Annotated in this window: 23 protein-coding genes; 18 read left to right on the top strand and 5 right to left on the bottom strand. The window is 70.2% G+C overall.

The genetic code is table 11. The features are described 5' to 3' along the window. Nucleotides 1-24: 24 nt before the first annotated feature. Together galK and ABD793_RS05480 are read right to left on the bottom strand one after the other, a co-directional pair. On the bottom strand, nt 25-1209 hold the full coding sequence (gene galK / locus ABD793_RS05475; protein ID WP_344855997.1) for a galactokinase: 1185 nt from the start codon (nt 1207-1209) through the stop codon (nt 25-27). After that, nucleotides 1206-1937 carry an iron-dependent transcriptional repressor DtxR gene (locus ABD793_RS05480; protein ID WP_344855999.1) on the bottom strand — a complete coding sequence of 244 codons (732 nt, stop codon included), beginning with the start codon at nt 1935-1937 and terminating at the stop codon, nt 1206-1208. The genes galK and ABD793_RS05480 overlap by 4 nt, the downstream gene beginning before the upstream one ends. A 110-nt stretch (nt 1938-2047) precedes the next feature. On the opposite strand from ABD793_RS05480, the gene ABD793_RS05485 reads away from it, so the two are divergent. The 3 genes from ABD793_RS05485 to ABD793_RS05495 all read left to right on the top strand — a co-directional run bounded on the left by ABD793_RS05485 (nt 2048) and on the right by ABD793_RS05495 (nt 7487). After that, nucleotides 2048-2887, top strand: a complete 840-nt coding sequence (locus ABD793_RS05485) for a sulfurtransferase (RefSeq protein WP_344856001.1) — start codon at nt 2048-2050, stop codon at nt 2885-2887. 89 nt (nt 2888-2976) lie between these two features. Then, the gene (locus ABD793_RS05490; protein ID WP_344856003.1) at nt 2977-4140 is read left to right on the top strand and encodes an acetoin utilization protein AcuC; all 1164 of its coding nucleotides are present in this window, start codon (nt 2977-2979) and stop codon (nt 4138-4140) included. Nucleotides 4141-4769: 629 nt separating this feature from the next. Then, a complete protein-coding gene (locus tag ABD793_RS05495) occupies nt 4770-7487 on the top strand; it encodes a bifunctional acetate--CoA ligase family protein/GNAT family N-acetyltransferase (protein WP_344856005.1) in 2718 nt (905 codons plus the stop codon). On the opposite strand, the gene ABD793_RS05500 is transcribed toward ABD793_RS05495, so the two are convergent. Both ABD793_RS05500 and ABD793_RS05505 read right to left on the bottom strand, forming a co-directional pair. Next, on the bottom strand, nt 7471-8607 hold the full coding sequence (locus ABD793_RS05500; protein WP_344856007.1) for an acyl-CoA dehydrogenase family protein: 1137 nt from the start codon (nt 8605-8607) through the stop codon (nt 7471-7473). The two genes, ABD793_RS05495 and ABD793_RS05500, sit on opposite strands and share 17 nt — an antisense overlap. Nucleotides 8608-8615: 8 nt before the next feature. Beyond that, nucleotides 8616-9797: an acyl-CoA dehydrogenase family protein gene (locus ABD793_RS05505; protein ID WP_344856009.1), complete on the bottom strand. Its 1182-nt coding sequence runs from the start codon at nt 9795-9797 to the stop codon at nt 8616-8618. Between the two features lie 103 nt (nt 9798-9900). Here ABD793_RS05505 and ABD793_RS05510 point away from each other — a divergent pair, with 103 nt between their 5' ends. The 15 genes from ABD793_RS05510 to ABD793_RS05580 all read left to right on the top strand — a co-directional run bounded on the left by ABD793_RS05510 (nt 9901) and on the right by ABD793_RS05580 (nt 23309). Then, nucleotides 9901-10092, top strand: a complete 192-nt coding sequence (locus ABD793_RS05510) for a ferredoxin (RefSeq protein ID WP_344856011.1) — start codon at nt 9901-9903, stop codon at nt 10090-10092. 84 nt (nt 10093-10176) lie between these two features. Beyond that, nucleotides 10177-10359, top strand: coding sequence for a hypothetical protein (locus ABD793_RS05515; RefSeq protein WP_344856013.1), 183 nt, complete (start codon nt 10177-10179; stop codon nt 10357-10359). Continuing rightward, nucleotides 10356-11237 (top strand): 3-oxoacyl-ACP reductase, encoded by an 882-nt coding sequence (locus tag ABD793_RS05520; RefSeq protein WP_344856015.1) that lies wholly within the window; start codon nt 10356-10358, stop codon nt 11235-11237. Before ABD793_RS05515 ends, ABD793_RS05520 begins: the two co-directional genes overlap by 4 nt. Nucleotides 11238-11253: 16 nt before the next feature. Continuing rightward, complete coding sequence (locus tag ABD793_RS05525; protein ID WP_344856017.1) at nt 11254-12756, top strand: aldehyde dehydrogenase family protein; 1503 nt, start codon at nt 11254-11256, stop codon at nt 12754-12756. Next, nucleotides 12756-13514 (top strand): glucose 1-dehydrogenase, encoded by a 759-nt coding sequence (locus tag ABD793_RS05530; protein WP_344856019.1) that lies wholly within the window; start codon nt 12756-12758, stop codon nt 13512-13514. The genes ABD793_RS05525 and ABD793_RS05530 overlap by 1 nt, the downstream gene beginning before the upstream one ends. Before the next feature lie 111 nt (nt 13515-13625). Next, nucleotides 13626-14420: an MlaE family ABC transporter permease gene (locus ABD793_RS05535; RefSeq protein ID WP_344856021.1), complete on the top strand. Its 795-nt coding sequence runs from the start codon at nt 13626-13628 to the stop codon at nt 14418-14420. Nucleotides 14421-14422: 2 nt separating this feature from the next. Further along, complete coding sequence (locus ABD793_RS05540; protein ID WP_344856023.1) at nt 14423-15295, top strand: MlaE family ABC transporter permease; 873 nt, start codon at nt 14423-14425, stop codon at nt 15293-15295. Further along, complete coding sequence (locus ABD793_RS05545; RefSeq protein ID WP_344856025.1) at nt 15292-16647, top strand: MCE family protein; 1356 nt, start codon at nt 15292-15294, stop codon at nt 16645-16647. The genes ABD793_RS05540 and ABD793_RS05545 overlap by 4 nt, the downstream gene beginning before the upstream one ends. After that, the gene (locus ABD793_RS05550; protein WP_344856027.1) at nt 16644-17681 is read left to right on the top strand and encodes an MCE family protein; all 1038 of its coding nucleotides are present in this window, start codon (nt 16644-16646) and stop codon (nt 17679-17681) included. The genes ABD793_RS05545 and ABD793_RS05550 overlap by 4 nt, the downstream gene beginning before the upstream one ends. Continuing rightward, the gene (locus ABD793_RS05555; protein WP_344856029.1) at nt 17678-18709 is read left to right on the top strand and encodes an MCE family protein; all 1032 of its coding nucleotides are present in this window, start codon (nt 17678-17680) and stop codon (nt 18707-18709) included. Before ABD793_RS05550 ends, ABD793_RS05555 begins: the two co-directional genes overlap by 4 nt. Continuing rightward, a complete protein-coding gene (locus tag ABD793_RS05560; protein ID WP_344856031.1) occupies nt 18706-19902 on the top strand; it encodes an MCE family protein in 1197 nt (398 codons plus the stop codon). Before ABD793_RS05555 ends, ABD793_RS05560 begins: the two co-directional genes overlap by 4 nt. Beyond that, nucleotides 19899-21098, top strand: a complete 1200-nt coding sequence (locus ABD793_RS05565; RefSeq protein ID WP_344856033.1) for an MCE family protein — start codon at nt 19899-19901, stop codon at nt 21096-21098. The genes ABD793_RS05560 and ABD793_RS05565 overlap by 4 nt, the downstream gene beginning before the upstream one ends. Continuing rightward, nucleotides 21095-22336 carry an MCE family protein gene (locus tag ABD793_RS05570; RefSeq protein ID WP_344856035.1) on the top strand — a complete coding sequence of 414 codons (1242 nt, stop codon included), beginning with the start codon at nt 21095-21097 and terminating at the stop codon, nt 22334-22336. Before ABD793_RS05565 ends, ABD793_RS05570 begins: the two co-directional genes overlap by 4 nt. Further along, nucleotides 22336-22824 (top strand): hypothetical protein, encoded by a 489-nt coding sequence (locus ABD793_RS05575; RefSeq protein WP_344856037.1) that lies wholly within the window; start codon nt 22336-22338, stop codon nt 22822-22824. Before ABD793_RS05570 ends, ABD793_RS05575 begins: the two co-directional genes overlap by 1 nt. After that, entirely contained in the window at nt 22821-23309 is a 489-nt protein-coding gene (locus ABD793_RS05580) for a hypothetical protein (protein WP_344856039.1), read from the top strand. Before ABD793_RS05575 ends, ABD793_RS05580 begins: the two co-directional genes overlap by 4 nt. 96 nt (nt 23310-23405) lie before the next feature. Here the strand turns inward: ABD793_RS05580 and ABD793_RS05585 are convergent, their stop codons facing one another. Next, nucleotides 23406-23888, bottom strand: a complete 483-nt coding sequence (locus ABD793_RS05585; RefSeq protein ID WP_344856041.1) for a hypothetical protein — start codon at nt 23886-23888, stop codon at nt 23406-23408. Nucleotides 23889-23941: the final 53 nt, after the last annotated feature.

Raw genomic sequence — 23941 nt, forward strand, 5'->3', positions numbered from 1 at the left:
GGCCGTGCTGGTGAACCGGTGTGGTCAGACCTCGTCGCGACCTGCGCCGCGGGAAGGCACGGCGGTGAAAGTCCGCGGCCGGCGCCAGCCTGCCCGGTCGTAGGCCTTTTCCACCGCAGTACGCACTGCGTCGAGGTGCTCGTCCCGGACCAGGGCGATTGCCGAGCCGCCGAACCCGCCGCCGGTCATCCGCGCGCCGAGGGCGCCGGCCGACCGGGCGGCATCGACCGCGAGGTCGAGCTCGGCGGTGGAGATGCGGTAGTCGTCGCGCATGCTCACGTGCGAGGCGTCCAGGTACGGCCCGATCTCGGCGAGCTTCCCCTGGTGCAGCAGGGCGACCACGTCCAGCACCCGCTGGTTCTCGGTGACCACGTGCCGCACCAGCGGCACGAGATCCTCGGGGAGCCGGGCGAGTGCGTCGTCGAGCCCGTCCGGGGTGATGTCGCGCAGCGCCTTCACCCCGAGCACCTCGGCGGCACGTTCGGTGCCGCGGCGGCGTTCCCCGTAGCCGCCCTCGGCGTGCGAATGCTTGGTGCGGGTGTCCATGATCAGCACCCGGACCCCGGCGTCGGCCAGCGGGAACGGCACCTGTTCCATATCGCCGGAGCGGACGTCGAGGAAGAGCACGCAGGAGTCCTCGCAGCAGAGCGAGGCGGTCTGGTCGAGCAGCCCGGTGGGCGCGCCGACGAAGTCGTTCTCCGAGCGCTGCACCCACCGTGCGATCTGCGGGCGGCTCGGAGTGTTCGCGGCGCCGTCGTCGAGTTCCACGCCTGCCACGCCGAGCAGTGCCAGCGAGACCGCGCACTCGAGTGCGTGCGAGGAGGACAATCCGGCGCCGGACGGCACGTCGCCGGCGATCACCACGTCCGCGCCGTCGGCGAAGCCCTGGTCGCGCAGCACCCATGCGACGCCGGCCGCGTAGGCGGCCCAGCCCTCGGCCGAACCCGGCTCGAGCGAGGCGATGTCGAGCGGACCGGAGTGCTGGAGCTGGTTGTCGTCGCCGAGCGTGGCGACGGCCAGCTTGCCGTCGTCCCGGGGTGCGGCCGCGGCCGCGAGCCGGTGGGGCAGGGCGAAGGGCAGCACGAAACCGTCGTTGTAGTCGGTGTGCTCGCCGATCAGGTTCACCCGGCCCGGCGCGGACCAGACCCCGGCCGGGGCCCGCCCGTGGATCTCGCGGAAGGCGGCGGCCGCGTCGGTCGCGGGGCTCACCTGGCGAGCGCCAGCACGGCGTGCAGCGCCGAGGTGGAGACCTGTGCGGAGCTGTCGGTGCCGGTGATCTCGATCGTCACGGTGCCTCCGCTGCCGCCGCTGGCCCTGCCCACCTTGACCCGTCCTCCCGGCACGATGCCGACCGACTTGAGCTCGGTGAGCAGCGACTCGTCGAGCTGCACGTGCTCGGCGATGCGGCGGACCTCGACCTCGCCGCCGCCGGTGCGGGCGAACTCGTCGAGCCGGACCAGATCGGCCTCCGCGGGCGGGGCCGGGTCGCCGTCCCCGAGCTTGTCGAGGCCGGGGATCGGGTTGCCGTACGGCGAGGTGGTCGGGTGGTCGAGCAGGCTGACCAGCTTGCGTTCCACCGCCTCGCTCATCACGTGTTCCCAGCGGCAGGCCTCGTTGTGCACGTGCTCCCACTCGAGACCGATCACGTCGACGAGGAGGCGCTCCGCGAGCCGGTGCTTGCGCATCACGGCGATGGCCAGCTCGTGGCCGTGGTCGGTGAGCTGCAGGTGCCGGTCGTCCGCGACCACGACCAGTCCGTCGCGCTCCATCCTGGCCACGGTCTGGCTCACGGTCGGCCCGCTCTGCTGCAGCCGTTCCGCGATCCGGGCCCGCAGTGGGACGACACCTTCTTCTTCGAGTTCGTAGATCGTACGCAAGTACATCTCGGTGGTGTCGATGAGATCGTTCACGCTGTCCCCTTCGTCCGCGTAGCTCATCGTAGTCGTTGCCCCCGACAGCGACGGCACGCGTGGGGGTAACAACCCGGCTGTGGTGAAAAGTCCGGTCGTGGTGGGCGAACACGCGCCGGACCTGCAGGATGGAGACCATGCGACCGTTGATATCCCCGACCGGGCTCGCCGCGTTCCCCGCCGATCGGCGTCCCGTCGTCCTCGACGTCCGCTGGCGGCTGGGCGGGCCACCGGGTGCGGAGTCCTACCGCGAGGGGCATCTGCCCGGGGCGGTGTTCGTGGACCTCGACACCGCCCTCGCCGCACCGCCCGGCGAGGGCGGCCGGCATCCGCTGCCCGAACCGGCCGATCTGCAGCGTGCGCTGCGAGACGCCGGAGTGCGGGCGGGGTGGCCGGTCGTCGTGTACGACGACGCGGACGGATCCGTCGCGGCCAGGGCCTGGTGGCTGCTGCGGTGGGCCGGGCACGCCGAGGTCGCGGTGCTCGACGGTGGCTACGCAGCGTGGCAGGCCGAAGATCGGCCGGTGACGGCTGAAGTGCCGTCACCGGAACCCGGGGACATCGAGGTCCGGCCGGGAGGCATGCCGGTGCTGACGGCCGAGGACGCGGCGGCCCTCGCACACGATGGCGTGCTGTTCGACGCTCGTGCCCACCAGCGCTACACCGGCGAGACCGAGCCGGTCGACCCGCGGGCGGGACACATCCCGGGAGCCGTCAACGCGCCGTCGTCCGGCCACGTGGGTGCGGACGGGCGCTGGCGTTCGCCTGTCGAGCTCGCCGAACGGTTCGCGGAGCTCGGCCTGGACGCGGATACCCCTGCCGGCGCCTACTGCGGATCCGGGGTCACGGCGTCGTCGGTCGTGCTCGCGCTGGAGGTCGCGGGGCACCCGAAGCCGGCCGCCTTGTACGCAGGGTCGTGGTCGCACTGGTCACGCGATCCGCATCGCCCGGCGGCGACCGGTTCCGACCGCGGCTGAACCCGTCCGGTTCGTGCCGTATCCCTCCGGTGCGCGTCGGGGGCGGCGGAATCGGGCTTGGACGCCGGTGGGCCAGTACAGTGCGGTACATGTCCTCGCGTGCCGTTGTCTGGGATGCCGCGTTGCTGGGGTACGACCTGGGCGGGGACCATCCGTTCAACCCCGTGCGGCTGGAGCTGACCGTCCGGCTGGCCACCGAGCTGGGCGTGCTCGACGGGGTGGAGCTGCTCGTGCCGACCGCCGCCGGTGACGAGGAGCTGCTGCGGGTGCACGTGCCCGAGTACCTGGCCGCGGTGCGGCAGGCGCCGGAGGTCGGGTGGGACGTCGGACATGGGCTGGGGACCACGGACAACCCGGTGTTCAGCGGAATGCACGATGCGTCTGCACTGGTGGTGGGGTCGACCCTGCTCGCGGCGCGCAAGATCGCCGACGGCGAGGCGCGACGGGCGGTGAACATCGCGGGCGGGCTGCACCATGCGATGCGCGACCACGCGTCCGGGTTCTGCGTCTACAACGACTGCGCGATCGCCATTTCCTGGTTGCTCGACCACGGTTTCGACCGCATCGCCTACGTCGACACCGACGTGCACCACGGCGACGGCGTGCAGGCCGCTTTCTACGACGATCCGCGGGTGCTCACTGTGTCGCTGCACCAGCACCCGTTCACGCTCTGGCCCGGCACCGGTTACTCCGCGGAGACCGGCCGGGACGGCACCGCGATCAACATCCCGCTGCCGCCGCACACCCGGGACCCCGGCTGGCTGCGCGCGTTCCACGCGGTGGTGCCGTCGGTGCTGGAGCAGTTCCGGCCGCAGCTGCTCGTCACGCAGTGCGGGGTCGACTCGCACGAGGAGGACCCGCTCGCCGACCTGTCGCTCTCGGTGGACGGGCACCGCTCGATCTATGCCTCCCTGCGTGACCTGGCCGAACGGTACGCGGAGGGCCGCTGGCTGGCCGTCGGTGGCGGCGGGTACCAGCTGATCCGAGTGGTCCCGCGGTCGTGGACGCATCTGCTGGCCACGGTGCTCGACCGCGACGTGCCGTCGGAGACGCCGCTGCCCCCGTCCTGGACCGCCACTGTCACGCGAGCCGCGCCGACCGCGGACATCCCCCGCGCCATGACAGACGGACAGGACACCACGTTCAAACCGTGGGGCGACGACGCGGACGAACCGGTGGACATCGCCATCCGCGACACCCGCCGAGCCGTCTTCCCCCTGCACGGCCTGGACCCGGACGATCCAAGGGACTGACCATGCCCGCCGACCACCGATCCACCGACCCCGGCGACCCCCCGGACTCCCCGGAACCCCCCGACCCGACAGCCTCCGGCAGCAACGCAACCGCCCCCGACCGCGACACCGACCGCGCCCCCGACCACGACGCCGAACGCGAATTTGACGGCGCCGCCGACCGCGATCAGAACACTGACCGCGACACCCGCCGCGACCCCGAACTTGACAGGGACACCGCGCCCGCCCGCGACGCCCGCCCTGACCGGGACACCCGCCGCGGCGAGGCCGCTGACGGCGGACTTGGCCGCGACCGGGATCCCGACAACGAACCTGACCGGGACGCGCGCCGTGACCGGGACGCGCGCCGTGACCGGGATGCGCGCCGTGACCGGGACGCCCGTCGCGACCGGGACGCCCGTCGCGGCGAGGGCGCTGACCACGGCGAGGGCGGCGAGGACGCTGACAGCGGCGCGTCCGCTCCTGGCAGGCCTGGTCATCCCGCTACGGGCGACAACAACACCGGCTCCGGGGACGACGGCGGCACGGGCGATTTGGGAAGCCCTGCCAACCACAGCAACCCTGGTGATTCCACCGGCTCCACCAGTCCTGCCGAGCGCGCTGACGCGGCTGGCTCCGGTAGTCCCACCATGTCCAGCGATCCCGACCCCGCCGATCCCGGGCGGGAGGCGGGTCTTCGGGATCCCTACGACTATCCCCGTGGGTGGGAGGCCGATGTGGTGCTTTCCGATGGGGGGACGGTGCATTTGCGGCCGGTGGTGCCTGCGGATGCCGATGGGCTGGTGGCTTTGCACGGGCGGTTGTCCGAGCGGAGCCGGTACTTCCGGTACTTCGGGGCGTATCCCCGGATTCCTGCGCGGGATCTCGAGCGATTTTCCACTGTGGACCATCACGATCGGGTTGCGTTCGTGGCCCTGCTCGGTGACGACGTGGTTGCGGTGGGGCGTTACGAGCGGCTCGAGCACGGGCCTTCGGCGGAGGTCGCGTTCGTCGTGGACGACAAGCACCAGGGGCGCGGGCTCGGGTCGATTCTGCTGGAGCATCTGGCCGCGGCCGCGTCGGAATCCGGGTTGCGGCGGTTCGTTGCCGAGGTGCTGAGCGAGAACGCGCCCATGGTGCGGGTTTTCCGCGACGCCGGCTACCAGGTCAGCCGTGCCATCGAAGAAGGCGTGCTGCACCTCGAATTCGACATCGATCCGACCGAGGAGTCGCTGGCCGTCGCGCGGGCGCGGGAGCAGGCGGCCGAGGCGCGGAGCGTGCACAACTTGCTGCATCCGGTGTCGGTGGCGGTCATCGGCGCCTCCGCGGATCCGACGAAGGTCGGGCACGTCGCGTTCGCGAACCTGCTCGCCGCCGACTTCGCCGGGACGGTGTTCCCGGTCAACCCGGAGCATCGGTCGGTGCGCGGGGTGCGGGCCTACCGCTCCGTGCTGGACATTCCGGATCCGGTGGATCTCGCGCTGGTCGCGGTGCCCGCGGAGGCGGTCGAATCGGTGCTCGACGCCTGTCTCGAGAAGGGCGTCAAGACCCTGGTGATCGTGTCCGGCGGATTCGGCGAATCCGGACCGCTCGGCTTGCATGCGGAGCTGCGGCTGGTCGGCGAGGCCCGCGCGCACGGGATGCGCGTCGTCGGGCCCAACGCGCTCGGGGTGCTCAACACCTCGCCCGACGTACGGCTCAACGCCACGCTCGCGCCCCGGCTGGCCAAGCGCGGGCGCACCGGATTCTTCTGCCAGTCCGGTGCGCTCGGCACGGCGATCCTCGCCGACGCCGGGTCCCGCGGGCTCGGGGTGTCCACCTTCGTCTCCGCCGGCAACCGTGCCGACGTGTCCGGCAACGATCTGCTCCAGTACTGGGAAACCGATCCGGAAACGGATCTGGTGCTGCTGTACCTGGAATCCTTCGGCAATCCGCGCAAGTTCGCCCGGCTGGCCCGGCGGCTGGCGCGGTCGAAGCCGATCGTCGCGGTGAAGTCGGGGCGGCACGCGGTACGCCCGCAGCTGGCCGCGAACTCGGCGGAGGTCGACGAGGCGAGCGTGCAGGCGTTGTTCGAACAGGCAGGCGTCGTGCGGGTCGATTCGCTGGCGCAGTTGTTCGACACCGCGCTCGTGTTCGCGCACCAGCCGCTGCCGGCCGGGCCGCGGATCGGCATCGTCGGCAACTCCAGCGCGATCGGCCTGCTGGCCGCGGACACCGCGCGGGCAGAGGGCCTGCGGCTGGCGTTCGACCCGGTCGACATCGGGCCGAACGGCGGGCCGGACGAGTTCGCCGAGGCGGTCCGCGAAGCGCTGGACTCCCCGGACACCGACGCGTTGATCGCGGTGTTCGCACCGCCGGTCGCGATTCCCGGCACAGCGTACGCACGGGCGTTGAAAGAGGCGGTGCTGGAACCGGAGCAGACGAAGCCGGTCGTCTCGACTTTCCTTGCCGCGGAAGGGATTCCGGACGAGCTGGCGGTGTTGTCCGAGGACGGGGTGCCGGCCCGCGGTTCGATCCCGTCCTACTCCAGCCCGGAGCGGGCGGTGAACGCGCTGGCCCGCGTGGTCCGGTACGCGGCGTGGCGGCAGCGGCCACAGGGCACACTGACGCGGCCGGGCGGACTGCACGTGGAGCAGGCCCAGCAGCTGGTGCGCGAGCTGCTGCCCGAAGACGGCACCGCCGCCCTGCTCTCCGACGACGACGTGGTGCGCCTGCTCGGTTGTTACGGCGTGGACGTGGTTCCGTTCCGCGTCGTGTCCAGTGTGGACGATGCGGTCGCGGCGGCGGCGGAGCTGGGATACCCGGTCACGCTCAAGGCGCTCGACGAACGGCTGCGCGGGCGGCCGGACCTCGCCGGGGTGCGGCTGGACCTTTCGTCCGAGGACTTCGTCCGCGCTGCCTACCGCGATCTGCGTGCGGTTTCCGGCGACGACGACGTATACGTGCAGCGGATGGCGCCGAAGGGCATCTCCTGCGTGATCGGGCTGCAGGACGACCCGTCGTTCGGCACGCTCGTCTCGTTCGGGCTTTCCGGCCTGGTCAGTACGCTGCTCGGCGACCGGGCGTACCGGGCGGTGCCGCTGACCGACGTGGACGCGGCGACGCTGATCCGGGAGCCCCGCACGTCGCCGCTGCTCACCGGGTACCGCGGCGACGAACCGGCGGATCTGGCGGCGCTGCAGGACATGGTGCTGCGGGTGGCCGCGCTCGCCGAGGACAACCCGGAGGTCCGGTCGCTGGCGCTGGACCCGATCCTCGCCTCGCCCGAAGGTGCCTTCGTGGCCAACGCCCGGATGGTGCTCGGCCCGCCGCCGGCTCGTCCGGACACCGGCCCGCGCCGTCTGCGGGACATCACGCCGACGGACTGACCACCGCCGACGGGTCGGCCTCCGAGGGGTGCCCTGCCGACGGGTCGGCAGCTGAGGGGTGCTCTGCCGACGGGTCAGCCGAGGGATGCGCTGCTGGCGGGTCGACCACCAGCTCGCCGAGTGTCAGCAGTTGCTCAGTCGCGCCGCCGCCGGTGAACTCCAGGCGCTTCGCTGCGGCGAAGTAGCGGTGGACGGGGTGCTCCACGTCGATCCCGACGCCACCGTGCAGGTGTACGGCGGTGTGTGCGACACGGTGTCCCGCTTCCGCCGCCCAGTACTTCGCAGTGGCCACTTCGGCGGCTGCGGGCAAGCCTTCGGACAGCAGCCACGCTGCTTGCCACAGCGTGAGGCGTACGGCTTCGACGTCGATGTACGCGTCCGCGAGGCGGTGTCGCACTGCTTGGAAGCTCCCCAGCACCTTGTCGAACTGCTTGCGCTCGCGGGTGTACGCAGCCGTCAGTTCGAGCGCGCGCTCCACGACGCCGAGTTGCTGTGCACAGAGTCCCAGCGTGCCGCGCAGTCGTAGCTCGTCGGCGACATCGCCCAGTGGCGTACCGGGTGCGTCCGACAGCTCGACCAACGCCGCATCTGCGTGGTCGATGGTTTGCTGCGCGGAGATCGAGACTCCTGGAGCGTCCTTCTCGACCACGTACACGCCGTCCGCAGCTTCAACCAGCACAGCGTCTGCGAAGGCCGCGAAGGGCACTGCGGTCTGCGTGCCGGTGACCTTCCCGTCAGAAGCGGTGAAGGCACCACCGAGAGCGACAGCGAGCACCGCCTGGCCTCGTGACACCGGCAGCAGCCACCGTTCAACGAGCTGAGGATCCTTCGTCAACACTGATGCCGCTTGCATCACCGACGGCAGATACGGCACCGGAGCGACCGCGCGGCCGACCTCGATCAGCACTGAACACTGCTCCAGGATCCCGAATCCGCCACCGCCGACCGACGACGGGAGCGCTGCGTCGAGCACTCCTGCCTGCGCCAGTGTTGTCCACAATGGTGCGTCGAAGCCGCCTGAACCGTGTGGCCCCAGCGACTCCGGTGTTACGTGATCGGAGAGGATCCGACGGGTGAGCGCGGCGAGGTCCTGCTGCGCTTCGGTGGTCGAGAAGTCCACGGTGTCTCCTAACGCGTCACGGGCTGACCGAGGGCGGTCGCGGCGACGAGGTCGCGCTGCACCTCGTTCGTGCCGCCGCCGAAGGTGAGGATGAGTGCGGAGCGGTGCAGCCGTTCAAGCCGCCCGGCGAGGATCGCGCCCGGTGCGCCTTCGCGCACCACAACGGCCGCGCCGACCACCTCCATGAGCAACCGGTACGCCTCGATCGCGAGCTCGGTACCGAACACCTTGGTTGCCGAAGCTTCTGCCGGACCCAGCTCACTGGCCGCCGCGGCCCACGCGATTCGCCAGTTCCGCAGCTTCAGATATTCAGCGTGCGCGTGTACGCGCGCGAGGTGCAGCCGTACCCACTCGTGGTCGGTCAACGGCTTGCCGTCCGCCGCAGTGGCGCCGCGGGCCCACTCGACCACTTCGCTCAGCGCGGTTCGCAACGGCGCGGCTGAAGTGAGGGCGACGCGCTCGTGGTTGAGCTGGTTGGTGATCAACGGCCAACCGGCGTTCTCGTCGGCGATCCGCGCCGTGACAGGCACGCGTACGTCATCGTAGTAGGTCGCGCTGGTGCCAGGGCCGGCCACGGTGCGCACCTTCGTCCACGAAAAGCCCGGCGCCGAGGTCGGCACGATGAGGATCGACAGCCCCTTGTGCTTGCGCGCCTCCGGGTCGGTGCGCGCGGCGAGCCACACGTAGTCGGCGTACTCGATCAGGCTCGTCCACATTTTCTGGCCGTTCACGACGTACTCGTCACCGTCGCGCTCGGCGCGCGTGCGCAGCGAGGCGAGGTCGGTGCCCGCACCCGGTTCGGAGTAGCCGATCGCGAAGTGCAGCTCGCCCGCGGCGATCTTCGGCAGGTAGAACGCCTTCTGCTCCGGAGTGCCGAACCGCATGATGGTCGGGCCGATGGTGTTCACCGTCAGGAATGGCACCGGCACCCCCGCCGCGGCCGCCTCGTCGGTGAACACGAGCTGCTCGAGCATGCTGCGCGCCTGCCCGCCGTACTCCTGCGGCCAGCCGAGCGCGAGCCAGCCGTCCTTGCCGAGTTGACGGACGATCTCCTTGTACGCCAGGCCGTCCCCGTATTCGCCACCGGCGGCGGCGAGGCTTTCCCTTCGCGTCGGGGTCATCAGGTCGGCGAAGTACTCGCGCAGCTGTCCGGCCAGCTCGCGCTGCTCTTCGGTGTAATCGATACGCACCCGTCACCTCCACCCCGCCGGGCTCGTTGTGGTGTCACACCTGGCACCGGCGGTAGGCTAGAACCTGTTCTAGTTGTACCAGCAGTGGCGGACGGGAGGAAGCATGGAGGTCGGCGTCGACCGCGAGCGGTGCGAGGCGAACGCGGTCTGCCTGGGGTTCGCACCGGAGGTCTTCGACCTCGACGACGACGAGAATCTGGTCATCACGTCCGGCCCGTTCGTCGGAGAGCAAGTAGAACGTGTTTCGCAAGCTGTGTCGGGCTGTCCGAAGAATGCCCTGTTCATCACGGATTAACGCCGTCTCCAGGGGGCTTGCCGAGAACGAGAACAGATTCTAGTCTGTGATCGGTCAGGCCAGGCTTCGACGAGGAGGCTCGTGGTGAGAGCAGCCGTACTGGACGCGATCGGCGACGACAAGCCGGCACTGCGGGACGGCCGCACGGCCGTGGAGGTGGGTCCGGCCGCAGACCCGGGTGTGCTTCAGGCAGCGGGCAACTGCCACCGCGGTCTGCCGGGCAAGCGCCGCATCGGCGTGCTCCGCCGGGTGGTGACGGCCGGATGAGCCTGGACGGGAAAGTCGCCGTGGTCACCGGGGCAGCGGCCGGGCTCGGGCGCGCGGAAGCACTGGCGCTCGCCGGGGAAGGTGCGGCGGTCGTGGTGAACGACGTCGTCGAAGCGCACGACGTGGTGGAGGAAATCGAAGCGGCGGGCGGGAAAGCGCTCGCCGTCTCCGGGGACGTGGCGCTGGCCGAGACCGCCGACGCGTTGCTCACCGCGGCGGTAGACCGCTTCGGCAGCCTGGACGTGGTCGTCAACAACGCCGGCGTGCTGCGGGACCGGATGGTCTTCTCGATGACCGACGACGAGTGGGACAAGGTCATCGCGGTGCATCTGCGTGGCCATTTCCTCTTGTCCCGCAACGCTGCCGCGTACTGGCGCGATCGCTCCAAAGTGGAGGGGAAGCCGACTTACGGACGGCTGGTGAACACCGCGTCCGAGGCGTTCCTCGTCGGTTCACCCGGGCAGCCCAACTACTCCGCGGCCAAGGCGGGGATCGCGGCGCTGACCACGTCCGCTGCGCGCGGTCTGGCGAAGTACGGCGTGCGTGCCAACACGATCTGTCCCCGGGCGCGCACCGCGATGACCGCCGACGTGTTCGGCGAGGCACCGGACGGCCGGATCGATCCGCTGTCGGTGGAACACGTCGCGCCGTTCGTCGCGTACCTCGCGTCCCCGGCCGCAGACGGGATCAACGGCCAGGTCTTCGTCGTGCACGGCGGGATGGTCGCGCTGCTGCGCCCGCCGTCGGTGGAGCAGCGGTTCGACACCGGCAACGGGGTCTGGACCACTGCCGAACTCGCCGAGACCGTCGGTGCGCATTTCGCGGGCCGTGACCCGGAACGGATGTTCGCCGCCACCGATCTGCTTTCCCTGCCCTGACTTCTCCGGAGGATCCATGACGATCACTGTGCTGCCGCACCGAGACACCGCCGGGCTCAAGGCCGGGCAGCTGTTCATCGACGGTGAGTGGGCATCCGCGCGCGACGGTTCGACCTGGACCCATCACCACCCCGCCACCGGCGAAGAGGTGGGCGAGTTCGCGGTCGCCTCGGCCGCGGACGTGGACGATGCGGTGGCCGCCGCGGGCAAGGCCTTCGAAAGCTGGGGCCGCTCCACGGTGACCACCCGGGTTTCCGTGCTGCTGAAGTACGCCGGGCTGCTGCGCGCACACGCGGACGAACTGCGCGCGCTGCTCGCGCTGGACAACGGGGTGCCGCTGTCGTTCGGGAACATCTACGCGACCTCGGTGACCGCGGCCGCGGACGTGTTCACCCACCACGCCGGCTGGGTCGACAAGGTGGGTGGCACCACGCTTCCGCCGTACCAGGGCGGCGACCACCTGGCGATGACCTTCCGCGAGCCGATCGGCGTGGTCGGTGCGATCCTGCCGTGGAACGCACCGTTCCTCCTGTTCGCGCAGAAAGTCGCACCTGCGCTCGGCGCCGGCTGCACCGTGGTGCTCAAAGCCTCCGAGTACGCCACGTTCTCCGTGGTGCGGATGGTCGAACTGCTCGCGGAGGCCGGGCTCCCGCCGGGGGTGCTGAACCTGGTGACCGGCCCCGGCGATCCGGCGGGCGAACGGCTCATCACGCATCCGGACGTGGCCAAGGTGAGCTTCACCGGCAGCCGCGCGGTCGGCAAGCGGATCGTCGAGGCCTCCGCGGGCACGCTCAAGCGCGTTTCGCTGGAACTGGGCGGGAAGAGCCCGGCGCTGGTGTTCCCGGACGCACCGAACGTCGGTCTCGCCGCGATGACCACGATGGGTGCGGTCACCATGGGCCTGTCCGGCCAGGCGTGCGTGGCGAACACCCGGGCGCTGGTGCACCGCGAGGTCTACGACGAGTTCATCACCGCCGCGCAGGGCATGGCGGCCGCGGTGACCTACGGCGATCCCTTCGATCCAGGGGTGATCTCCAGTCCGCTGATCAACGAGCGGCAGCTGGAACGCGTGCTCGGCTACATCGAGCGCGGCAAGTCCGAGGGCCGCTTGGTGACCGGCGGTGAACGGCTGGACGGCGACTACGCCGACGGGAACTTCGTCGCCCCCACGATCTTCGCGGACGTGGACAACTCGGCGACCATTGCACAGGAGGAGATCTTCGGCCCGGTGCTCACCGTGGTGCCGTTCGACTCCGAGGAAGAGGCCATAGCGCTCGCGAACGACACCGAGTACGGTCTCGGCGCCGGGCTGTTCACCGGGGACACGGCGCGCGCCTTCCGGGTCGCGCGGAGGCTGCGCGCGGGCACGATCGGGATCAACGGCTTCCAGATCGAACCGCACCTGCCCTTCGGCGGTTTCAAGCAGTCCGGTCTCGGCCGGGAGGGCGGGCGTTCCGCGTTCGAGGCCTTCACCGAGGAGAAGTCCGTGCTGATGCCGCTCGGTGAGGAGATGATGTAGTGGGCCGCCTCGATGGCAAGGTCGCGCTGATCACCGGGTCCGCGCGGGGCCAGGGTGCGGCCGCGGCCCGCGCGTTCGTGGCCGAGGGCGCCCGTGTGGTGGTGGCCGACGTGCTGGACAACGAGGGCAAGGCGCTGGCCGCCGAGCTCGGTGAGGCAGCCGTGTTCTGCCACCTCGACGTCGGCGACGAGGACAGCTGGGCAGCCGTCCAGCACCGCACCGCGGCCGAGTTCGGGCCGCCGACCGTACTGGTCAACAACGCGGGGGTGCTGCACTTTTCCGAGCTGGCGAACACCGCGCTCGCGGATTACGAACGCGTGGTGCGGGTGAACCAGATCGGGGCGTTTCTCGGCATGCGGTCGGTCGTTGAACCCATGGCCGGAGCCGGCGGCGGCTCCATTGTCAACATGTCCTCTGTGGAGGGTCTTGCCGGGATGCCGTTCCTCGTCGCCTATACCGCCAGCAAGTTCGCGATCCGCGGGATGACCAAGGTCGCCGCGCTGGAGCTGGGCGCACGCGGGATCCGGGTCAACTCGGTGCACCCCGGCATGATCGACACGCAGATGGTCTCCGAGGCCGCCGGTGCGGAGGTGGACGTGTCCTGGGTCGGCAAGAAGGTCGCGCTCGGGCGGGTCGGGCGGGCCGACGAGATCGCGCCGCTGCTGGTGTTCCTCGCCAGTGACGAGAGCTCGTACTGCACCGGCGGCGAGTTCGTCGCGGACGGCGGGGCCACCGCGACGCACGCGCTCAAGGTGTGACCCGCCGCCGCCCCGGTGGCGGCGGAACAACGGACCGAGTGAGGAGTGAACACCGCTAACGGAAACCGGCGGACGGGGATGGGCAAGACTCGGGGGTGACTACTGGGAGGTGTGGTGGGCGAGACCGGCTCGATCGCCCTCCCGGGCACCGCGGCGCTGACCCAGGTCGGCCGGCTCGCCACGCTGTCCTGGGAGGTGCTGCGGGCGATCTTCCGGCGCCCGTTCCAGTTCCGTGAATGGATCCAGCAGTGCTGGTTCTTCGCGAGTGTCACGATTCTGCCGACCGCGCTGGTGGCCATCCCGTTCGGTGCGGTGATCGCACTGCAGCTCGGATCGCTGACCACGCAGATCGGCGCGCAGTCGTTCACCGGCGCGGCCAGCGCGCTGGCGATCGTGCAGCAGGCCAGCCCGCTGATCACTGCGTTGCTGGTGGCCGGCGCCGGTGGCAGCGCGGTGTGCGCGGACATCGGCGCCCGCAAGATCCGCGAGGAGATCGACGCGCTGGAGGTGCTCGGCGTCAACCCGGTGCAACGCATCGTGGTGCCGCGGGTACTCGCCGCGATCGTGGTGTCGGTGCTGCTGAACGGACTGGTCAGCGTCGTCGGGGTGCTCGGCGGCTACTTCTTCAACGTCGTACTGCAAGGCGGCACCCCCGGCGCCTACCTGGCCAGCTTCAACGCACTGGCGCAGGTGCCGGACCTGTGGGTCAGCGAGATCAAGGCGTTCCTCTACGGGTTCGTGGCCGGGGTGGTCGCGGCGTTCCGCGGGCTGAACCCGGCAGGCGGGCCCAAGGGCGTCGGCGACGCGGTGAACCAGGCCGTGGTGATCACGTTCCTGCTGCTGTTCCTGATCAACGTCGTGCTCACCGCGGTCTATCTCAAGATCGTGCCGCCGAAGGCGCTGTGACCATGACGACCGAGACGGCCGAACCGGTCGAGCGCGCTGCCGACGACGACGCCCGCGTGCTGGAGATCATCGCGCGCCCCGGCGCGAGCCTGGAGGGCCTCGGCAGGCAGCTTTCCTTCTACGGCCGTGCGCTGGCCTGGTCGCCGCGCACCGTCCGCCGCTACGGCAGGGAAACCGCGCGCCTGCTCACCGAAGTCTGCTTCGGCACCGGCGGGCTCGCGGTGATCGGCGGCACGCTCGGCGTGATGATCGGGATGACGCTGTTCACCGGTCTCATCGTGGGCCTGCAGGGGTATTCGGCGCTCAACCAGCTCGGTACCGCGGCGCTCACCGGGTTCATCTCGGCCTACTTCAACACCCGCGAGGTCGCGCCGCTTTCGGCAGGGCTCGCGCTTTCGGCGACGGTCGGCTGCGGGTTCACCGCGCAGCTCGGCGCAATGCGGATCTCGGAGGAGATCGACGCGCTGGAAGTGATGGCCGTGCCGAGCATGCCCTACCTCGTGACCACGCGGGTGCTGGCCGGGGTGACCGCGGTGATCCCGCTGTACGCGATCGGGCTGCTCTCGTCGTACCTGGCTTCGCGGCAGATCACCATCTGGCTCTACGGCCAGTCGGCGGGTACCTACGACCACTACTTCACGCTGTTCCTCCCGCCCGAGGACGTGCTGTGGTCGTTCGCCAAGGTGATCGTGTTCAGCGTGCTGGTGATCCTGTCCCATTGCTATTACGGCTACACCGCGTCCGGCGGACCGGCCGGGGTCGGGATCGCGGTGGGCCGCGCGGTGCGCACGTCGATCGTGCTGATCTCGGTGCTCGACTTCTTCCTCAGCCTCGCGATCTGGGGCGCCAATACGACAGTGCGGATTTCCGGATGAGCACGCGGCGCGAAGTACTGAAACGGCTGCGGTACCAGGTGCTGGGCCTGGTGTTCCTCGTCGTGGCCGCGCTCTTCTTCACCACCACGATCGCGGTGTACCGGCAGTTCTTCACCCCGGTCGAACTCGTCAAGCTGGAGACCGACCACGTCGGCAGCCAGCTGCGCGTCGGCGGCGACGTGAAGGTGCGCGGGATGCTCGTCGGCGAGATCCGGTCGGTGACCTCGAACGGGGACCACGCCGAGCTGGGGCTGGCCCTGCAGCCGGACAAAGTGGACGTGATCCCGGCGAACGTGTCCGCCCGGCTGCTGCCCAAGACGTTGTTCGGCGAGCGGTACGTCGCACTGCAGCTGCCGCCGGATCCGCAGCGGCACATCCGGGCCGGGGACGTGATCCCGCAGGACCGCAGCGACAGTGCGATCGAGCTGGAGCAGGTGCTCGACGACGTGATGCCGCTGCTGCAGGCGGTGCAGCCGGAGAAGCTGGCGAGCACGCTCACCGCGGTCTCCACCGCGCTCGACGGGCGTGGCAAGCAGCTCGGGCAGACGCTCAGCCGGCTGTCGGACTACCTCGGCAAGCTCAACCCGTCGCTGCCCGACCTCAAGGCCGACATCACCGGGCTGGCCAACGTGTCCGATACCTACGACAAGGCCGCGCCGGACCTGTTGCAGGCGTTGTCCGATCTCACCACCACCAGCCGCACCGTGGTGGAGAAGCAGCAGGGACTGTCCGATGTGTACTCCTCGGTGGCCGCCGCGTCCACCGATCTGACGAGCTTCCTCGAAGTCAACAAGGACAACTTCATCCGGCTCACCACCGCGGTCCAGCCGACGCTGGACGTACTCGCGAAGTACGCGCCGGAGTACCCGTGCCTGCTCAAGCAGCTCGCCGGCTCGGTACCGGAAGCAGAGCTGGCCTTCGGCAAGGGCACCGCGCACCCGGAGGTCAGCCGCGTGACCATCGAGTTCGCCGCGAGCCGTGGCAAGTACCTGCCGGGGGTCGACGAACCCCAGTACGACGACAAACGCGGCCCCCGCTGTTATCCGCAGGTGCCCAAACCGGGGTACTGGCCGCAGTACCCGCCGGACGGCGCGGTGCGCGACGGTTCGAGCAAGCCCGCGTCGCCGCGGGTCCCGGACGGCACGCTGCCCGGTGAGATCACCTCCGGCACCCTGCCCGGTGGTTCCGGCGCATCCGGTGGCGCGCCCACCGTGGTCGGGTCCAGCGACGAGACGAAGCTGATCGGCCTGCTCGCCTCGCCCACCCTGGGCACCACGCCGGAGAACGTGCCGGGCTGGGCCGGGCTGCTCGTCGGGCCGCTGTACCGCGGGGCGGAGGTGGAGCTGAAGTGAGGTCCTACATCCCGTCGCTGGTGAAGATCCTGATCTTCGCCGCGGTCACCGTGCTGCTCACCGGCGTGCTCGCGACGACCATCGCGAACACGAACTTCGGCGACTCGTCGGGGTACGTCGCGAAGTTCACCGACGCCTCGGGCCTGCAGCCCGGCGACGACGTGCGGATCTCCGGGGTGAAGGTGGGGCAGGTCGAGACGATCGGCGTCGAGGAGGGCGAGCAGAACCTCGCCCAGGTGCGGTTCGCCGTCGAATCCGCCTACCGGCTGCCTTCGCTGGCCACCGCGACGATCAAGTACCGCAACCTGGTCGGGCAGCGGTACCTGTCGCTGGGCACCGACGTGACCGGCGAGGGCTCGCTGCCCTCCGGCGGCACCATCCCGCCGGAACGGACCAAACCGGCGCTGAACCTGACCGTGCTGTTCAACGGGTTCAAGCCGCTGTTCAAGGCACTGGACCCGAAGGAGGTCAACCAGCTCTCCGCGGAGATCGTGCAGGTCTTCCAGGGCGAGGGCGGCACGATCACCAGCCTGCTCGCGCACACCGCGTCGATCACCTCGTCGATCGCGGGCAAGGACCAGGTGATCGGGCAGGTGATCGGCAACCTCAACCAGGTGCTCGGCACGGTCAACGCACACGGTCCGCAGCTGGGCGACCTGATCGACCAGACCCAGCGGCTGGTCAGCGGCCTTGCCGAGCAGCGCAAGCCGATCGGCGACGCGGTCGGCGCGCTCGGTGACCTGACCACCGCCACCGCCGGCCTGCTCGCGGACGCCCGGCCTGCGGTGCGCGACGACGTCGCGCAACTGGGCACGGTGTCGAAGAACCTGGCCGATTCACAGCAGCTGCTGGAGCACCTGCTGCAGGTGCTGCCGGGCAATCTGGAGAAGTTCACCCGGACCCTGAGCTACGGCAGCTGGTTCAACTACTACCTGTGCGGGATCGAGGGCACGGTCGGCATTTCCTCGCTCGACGTCACGTTGCCGCTCGTGCCGATCCCGGGCACCGAACGAGCACCGAGGTGTGGCCCGTGAAGCGGCTGAAGGAACGGAACCAGGCGGCGGTCGGCGCGGTGGCGCTGGTGCTCGTCGTGCTGGTGACCGCGGTGACCTACTTCTCCGACAGCATCCCGATCTTCGGCAACGGCATCACCTACACCGCCTACTTCGCCGAGGCGGCCGGGCTGGCGCCGGACAACGAGGTCGAGGTGGCCGGGGTCAAGGTCGGCCAGGTGACCTCGGTGGAGCTGGCGCACAAGCAGGTGCGGGTGAAGTTCCGGGTGAAGGACGTGCGCGTCGGGGACACTTCCACGGCGTCGATCGAGATCAAGACGCTGCTGGGGGAGAAGTACCTCTCGCTCGTGCCGAAGGGCGGCGGCACGCAGGACCCGGCCGCCACCATCCCGGTGCAGCGCACCCGCACGCCGTTCCAGCTGCAGGACGCGTTCAACCAGCTGTCCACCACGGTCGGCGACATCGACACGAAACAGCTCGCGGACAGTTTCACCGCGCTGTCCTCGGCGCTCAAGGACAGCCCGCAGTACCTCAAGGACACCCTGTCCGGGTTGTCGTCGTTGTCGAAGACGGTCTCCTCGCGCGACGCCGACCTGCACACCCTGCTGGCCAACACGAGCCAGGTGTCGAAGACGCTGTCCGACCGCAACGCCCAGCTGCAGCAGGTGATCGGCGACGGCAACCAGCTGCTTTCCGAGCTGCAGCAACGCAGGCAGCAGATCAGCACGCTGCTGAAGGGCACCCAGCAGATCTCGCAGCAGCTGTCCGGGCTGGTGGCGGACAACCGCAAGCAGATCGGACCGACGCTCACCGAACTGGGCAAGGTGACCGATGTGCTGCAGCACAACCAGAGCAACCTCGACCGCAGCCTCCAGCTGATGGCACCGTTCGCCAGGGTCGGCGCGAACGCGACCGGCAACGGCCGCTGGTTCGAGGGCTATCTGTGCGGGCTGCTGCCGCCGACGATCACCGCGGGCGGAATCTCGATCAACCCGGAGGGCTGTACCCCGCCCGTCGCGGCGCCGAACCAGGGAGTGGGTGGACGGTGACGATCCAGACCAAGACCGGGCGATCGCTGCTCACCTGGCTTTCGATCGCCTGCGTGGTGGCGCTTCTGCTGACCGCGGGGGTGTGGCTGGTGCTGCGGGACACCGGCGGCACGAAGCTGTCCGCGTACTTCGGCAAGACGGTCGGGCTCTACGCGGGTTCGTCGGTGCGGGTGCTGGGGGTGCAGGTCGGCCAGGTCACCGCAGTGACGCCGGACGGCCAGGCGGTGCGGGTGGACATGCAGGTGGACGGCGACGTGCCGATCCCGGCCGATGCCGGTGCGGTGGTGGTCGCACCGAGCCTGGTCAGCGACCGGTACGTGCAGCTCACCCCGGCCTACGACAGCGGGCCCACGCTCGCCAGCGGGACCGTGCTGGCGCGGGACAAGACCGCGACCCCGGTGGAGCTCGACGATCTGTACGCGAGCCTGGACAAGCTGTCCACCGCGCTCGGCCCGGACGGGGCCAACAAGAACGGCGCGCTGTCGGACGTGCTGGACACCGCGGCGGCCAACCTCAAGGGCAACGGCTCGGACCTGAACGCCACCGTCGGCAGGCTCGCCGACCTTTCGTCTACTTTGGACAATTCAAAGGACGATCTGTTCTCCACCGTGCAGAACCTGAACTCGTTCACCTCCGCGCTGGCGCAGAGCGACAGCCAGCTCAACGAGTTCTACCAGCGGGTGGCGGACGTGAGCGGTTTCCTCGCCGACGATTCGGGTGACGTCGGTGCCGCGCTCGACTCGCTGGCCTCCTCGCTCGGCGAGGTGAAGCAGTTCGTGGCGGACAACAAATCCGCGCTTTCGGCCAATGTGGACAAGCTGGCCTCGCTCACCAAGGTGCTGGTGGACCAGCGTGCCTCGCTCGCCGAGGTGCTGGACGTGGCGCCGACCGGTGCGACGAACTTCATCAACTCCTACGACGCGGCGTCCGGCACGATCGCGGTGCGCGACAACCTCAACGAGGTCACCAATCCGCCGATCCTGACCGTGTGCCGGTTGCTCGCCGCGGGTACGCCGAAAGGTGTGCCGACCACGCTGTCGGACATCTGCAAGCAACTCGCCCCGGTGCTCGACGGCACGCTGAAGCTGCCCACCGTGCCGCAGGCGCTCAACTCCCTGCAGAACGGCCAGCTGCCACCGCTGCCGTTGCCGCTGTCCGACGTGCTGACGCAGCTTCCCGGAGGTGGCAAGTGAACCGCGTGCGCAGGAGGCTGGCCGGGGTGCTCGCCGGGGTGCTGGTGCTCGCCGGCTGCAGTGACGGCGGGTTCAACGGCCTGTACTCCACCCCGCTGCCCGGCGGACCGGACCTGGGCGAGCACCCGTTCCACGTGACGGCGTTGTTCACCGACGTGCTCGATCTGGTGCCGCAGGCAACGGTGAAGGTCAACGACGTGCCGGTAGGCCGGATCGACCGGGTCACGCTCACCCCGGACACCAAGGCCGCACTCGTCGCGATGACCGTGAACAGCGACGTTGCCCTGCCCGCCAACGCGCGGGCGCAGCTGCGCCAGTCGAGCCTGCTCGGCGAGAAGTTCGTGGAGCTGAGCGCACCGCCGGAGGAGAAACCGGCGGGCCGCCTCGGGGACGGTGCGCAGATCCCGCTCGGGCGCACGAACCGCAACCCGGAGATCGAGGAGGTGCTCGGCGCGCTTTCGTTGCTGCTCAACGGTGGCGGCGTGGAACAGCTGCAGGGCATCACCCGTGAGCTCAACAGCGCGTTGTCCGGCAACGAACCGCAGATGCGCGCGCTGCTGTCGCGAGTGGACGATCTGGCCACCCAGCTGGACGGGCACAAGGGCGAGATCCTGCGTGCCATCGACGGGCTCGGCAAGCTGTCGCACACGCTCGCTGGCCAGCAGCAGAACCTCACCACCGCGCTGGACGACCTCGCACCCGGCCTGAAGATCGTCGCCGACCAGCGGGACCAGCTGGTGGCCATGCTGAACGCGCTGAACAAGCTCTCCGGCGTTGCGGTGGACACCGTCAACCGCAGCCGCGACCAGCTCGTGGCCAACCTCAAGGCGCTGGAGCCGACGCTGCGCCAACTCGGCGCGGCGGGCAAGGATCTGCCGGACGCCCTGCAGATCCTGCTCACCTACCCGTTCCCCGACTATGCGGGCAACACGATCAAGGGCGACTACGCGAACGTCGACGCACGGGTCAACCTCGATCTGGACAAGCTGGTGAAGAACTTCACGAACTCCTCGCAGCCGCCGATCCAGCTGCCGGGCGGCACCCCGACCGCACCGGGGTCGCTGCCGCTGACGAACGGGCCGGGTGCAGCGCCACTGCCGTTGCCGACCACCTCGCCGCCGGCGAACAACCAGCCGGGGCTCGGCGGCGTTCTCGGCGGGCTGCTGGGCGGACTGGCCGGGGGAGGCGGGCGATGACCACTCGCAAGACCCGGATCCAGCTGGTCGTGTTCGTCGTGATCGCCGTGGTGTCGGTGGCTTACGCGGGTGGCCGCTACGCCGGGCTCGACCGGATCTTCGGCAGCCGCGGCTACCAGGTGACGCTGCAGCTCGCGGACTCCGGCGGGATCTTCGTGAACTCGGAGGTCGCCTACCGCGGGGTGACCGTGGGCAGGGTGGCGGATCTGAAGCTCACCGGACACGGCATCGACGTGGCACTCGACCTCGACTCCGGCGGTCCGGACATCCCGGCGGACCTGCACGCGCAGGTGGCGAACCGGTCCGCGGTCGGCGAACAGTTCGTGGACCTGCTGCCGGACCGCGAATCGGGGCCGTACCTGGCGGACGGGGCGGTGATCAGGCAGGATCGCACGTCGCTGCCGGCCTCGCCGGATTCGGTGCTGAGCCATCTGGACAACCTGGCCGCGAGCGTGGATCCGCAATCGCTGAAGACGGTCGTCGACGAAACCTACGACGCGTTCGCCGGAACCGGGCCGCAGATGCAGAAGCTGCTCGACAGCACCGGTTCGCTGACCGCGAAGGCGAGCCAGTACGTGCCGCAGACACAGGGGCTGCTGGCCAATTCGCGCACCGTGTTCGCCACCCAGGAGCGGCAGGCGAAGAACATCACCTCGTTCGCGTCCGGGCTGCGCACCATCGCCGGACAGCTGAAGAGTTCCGATCCGGCGCTGCGTACGGTGATCGACCAGGCCCCGCAGCTGAGCCGCCAGATCAGCGACGTGCTCGCCACCTCCGGGACCGACCTCGGGGTGCTGTTCGCCAACTCGCTGACCACCGCACAGGTGACTTCGGCGCGCACGGACGCGCTCGAAGAGCTGCTGGTGGCCTATCCGGTGATCTCGGCGTTCGCGCCGTCCACGTCGCCGGATGGCAGCGGGCACCTCGGGGTGGTGTTCAACTTCTTCGATCCGGCGTCGTGCACCAAGGGGTACGAGGGCACGAAGCAGCGTCCGGCCAGCGACACGAGCGAAGCGCCGGTGAACAAGAACGCCTACTGCGCCGAACCGCCCGGTAGCCCGGTCGAGGTGCGGGGCTCACAGAACGCGCCGTACGCCGGGAAACCTCCGGCGATTCCGGCGGCACCCAAGGCGTCCACGCCGGCGGAATCGCCGGAGACCACCCAGCTGCCGGGACTGCTGGGTCAGCTGGGCACGCCCGCCGAGAGTGGGCTCGGGGCGTTGCTGGGCGGGTCCTGATGACGGTGCGGTTGCTGTGGGTGCTGTCCGGCCTCGCCGTACTGGCCGCCGCGTGGTTCGGCTGGTCCTGGTGGCGGGCCGCGGGCGACGAGGGGCTCGCCCGCGGCCGCGACCGGGACGCGGTGCTCGCCGCGGCGAGCACGGATCTGGTCGCGCTCAACACCATCGACTACCACACCGGTGCGGCCGACGTGGACCGCTGGATCGCCGCCACCACCGGTCAGTACCGGAAGGACCTCTCCGGCGACCGGCAGCTGCAGATCGAGCGGGCGACGAGCACCAAGACGGTGTCCACCGCAGCACTGGTGCAGGCCGCCGTGACCGACCTCGATCCGGCGGCGGGCACGGCGCGGCTGATCGCGGTGCTCGACGTGCGGGTCAGCACCGCCGGTGGCGCTCCGGCCTCGAAACAGGCCCGGTTGAGCGTGGATTTCGCTCGCGAGGGTGACGCCTGGAAGGTCGGCGGAGTGCAGACGGTGGGCTCATGAAAGCGCGGATGCTGCCGCTGGCGGTAGCCGTGGTGGCGTTGGCGTGCGCGGTGTGGTTCGCGGTGGCGGCGGGGTCGCTGCGCCCCGGCGACGACGAGGCTCTGGTCGAGCAGTCCGCGACCGCGGAAGTCACCGATCAGGTGGGCACGGCGGTGAAAGCGCTGTTCTCCTACGACTACGCCGACCTCGACCGCACCACGCGCGCCGCGGCCGACGTGCTGTCCGGCGCCGCGGTGTCGCAGTACCGGACCCAGTTCGCCGCGGCCAGGAAACGGGCGGACGAGCAGAAACTGATCCGCACCACCACCGTCCGGGCGATCGGCGTCCGCACCCTGCACGGCGACGACGCGAGCCTGCTGCTCTTCCTGGACCAGCAGACGATCCTGCCCTCCGGCGGGGCACCGAAATCGTCCGTCGCGCAGCTTTCGGTGACTGCGCACCGCAGCGACGGGCGGTGGAAGATCACCGCGATGGATCCGTTGTAGGCCGCCGTCGTGGCGTGTCCCGGCTTCTTCCGGCTCCGGTGCCTGCGGACGAGCGCGGCGGTGGTCGGGCAGTCCGACGTCCGGCGCGCAGGCGGGTCATCCGTCCCAGACCGCCGCGCCCTGGCGCAGCACGGTCACCGGGGACGGGGTCACCGTCGGCCACAGGTCCAGCACGTAGCGGAAGTGCGGGCCGAACTCGTGCTCGTTCCAGGTCGCCGCGGGCGGTCCGCTCTCCACATAGGACACCCGGACCCGGTGGCGGCCGGGGGTGATCCGCAGCCGGTGCCGCTGGTCCGGGTAGTCGGCCGGACCAGCCAGCGTCAGTTCGCCGCCGGGCACCGCCAGATCGGCCTCCACGACGTGCTCCGCGTCCGCCCGCACCGCCGGCGGCGCGGGGTGCACGGACACCTCGGTCTCCACCAGATCCGACCGCGCGGTTGCCACGGCCAGTGACGAGGGTTCCACCGCGATCCGGTGCGAGGTCACCGCCTCGTCGCTCCACCCGCCGTCGCCGGGACGCCAGGCACCGAGGTCGCGCAACGAGAACTGCCGCAGCTCGGCATGCACCACGAATCGCACCCCGGCACGCTAGCCCACGTGCGGCGGGGGTCACCCGAATCGGTCTTGCCGCG

The organism is Amycolatopsis ultiminotia, assembly GCF_039536925.1.
Lineage (GTDB): Bacteria > Actinomycetota > Actinomycetes > Mycobacteriales > Pseudonocardiaceae > Amycolatopsis > Amycolatopsis ultiminotia.

Excerpts from the sequence above, each read along its gene's own strand:
- ABD793_RS05480 (WP_344855999.1), bottom strand. The coding sequence starts at position 1,937 with ATGAGCTACGCGGACGAAGGGGACAGCGTGAACGATCTCATCGACACC.
- ABD793_RS05485 (WP_344856001.1), top strand. The coding sequence starts at position 2,048 with ATGCGACCGTTGATATCCCCGACCGGGCTCGCCGCGTTCCCCGCCGAT.
- ABD793_RS05490 (WP_344856003.1), top strand. The coding sequence starts at position 2,977 with ATGTCCTCGCGTGCCGTTGTCTGGGATGCCGCGTTGCTGGGGTACGAC.
- ABD793_RS05495 (WP_344856005.1), top strand. The coding sequence starts at position 4,770 with ATGTCCAGCGATCCCGACCCCGCCGATCCCGGGCGGGAGGCGGGTCTT.
- ABD793_RS05510 (WP_344856011.1), top strand. The coding sequence starts at position 9,901 with ATGGAGGTCGGCGTCGACCGCGAGCGGTGCGAGGCGAACGCGGTCTGC.
- ABD793_RS05520 (WP_344856015.1), top strand. The coding sequence starts at position 10,356 with ATGAGCCTGGACGGGAAAGTCGCCGTGGTCACCGGGGCAGCGGCCGGG.
- ABD793_RS05525 (WP_344856017.1), top strand. The coding sequence starts at position 11,254 with ATGACGATCACTGTGCTGCCGCACCGAGACACCGCCGGGCTCAAGGCC.
- ABD793_RS05540 (WP_344856023.1), top strand. The coding sequence starts at position 14,423 with ATGACGACCGAGACGGCCGAACCGGTCGAGCGCGCTGCCGACGACGAC.
- ABD793_RS05545 (WP_344856025.1), top strand. The coding sequence starts at position 15,292 with ATGAGCACGCGGCGCGAAGTACTGAAACGGCTGCGGTACCAGGTGCTG.
- ABD793_RS05570 (WP_344856035.1), top strand. The coding sequence starts at position 21,095 with ATGACCACTCGCAAGACCCGGATCCAGCTGGTCGTGTTCGTCGTGATC.
- ABD793_RS05575 (WP_344856037.1), top strand. The coding sequence starts at position 22,336 with ATGACGGTGCGGTTGCTGTGGGTGCTGTCCGGCCTCGCCGTACTGGCC.
- ABD793_RS05580 (WP_344856039.1), top strand. The coding sequence starts at position 22,821 with ATGAAAGCGCGGATGCTGCCGCTGGCGGTAGCCGTGGTGGCGTTGGCG.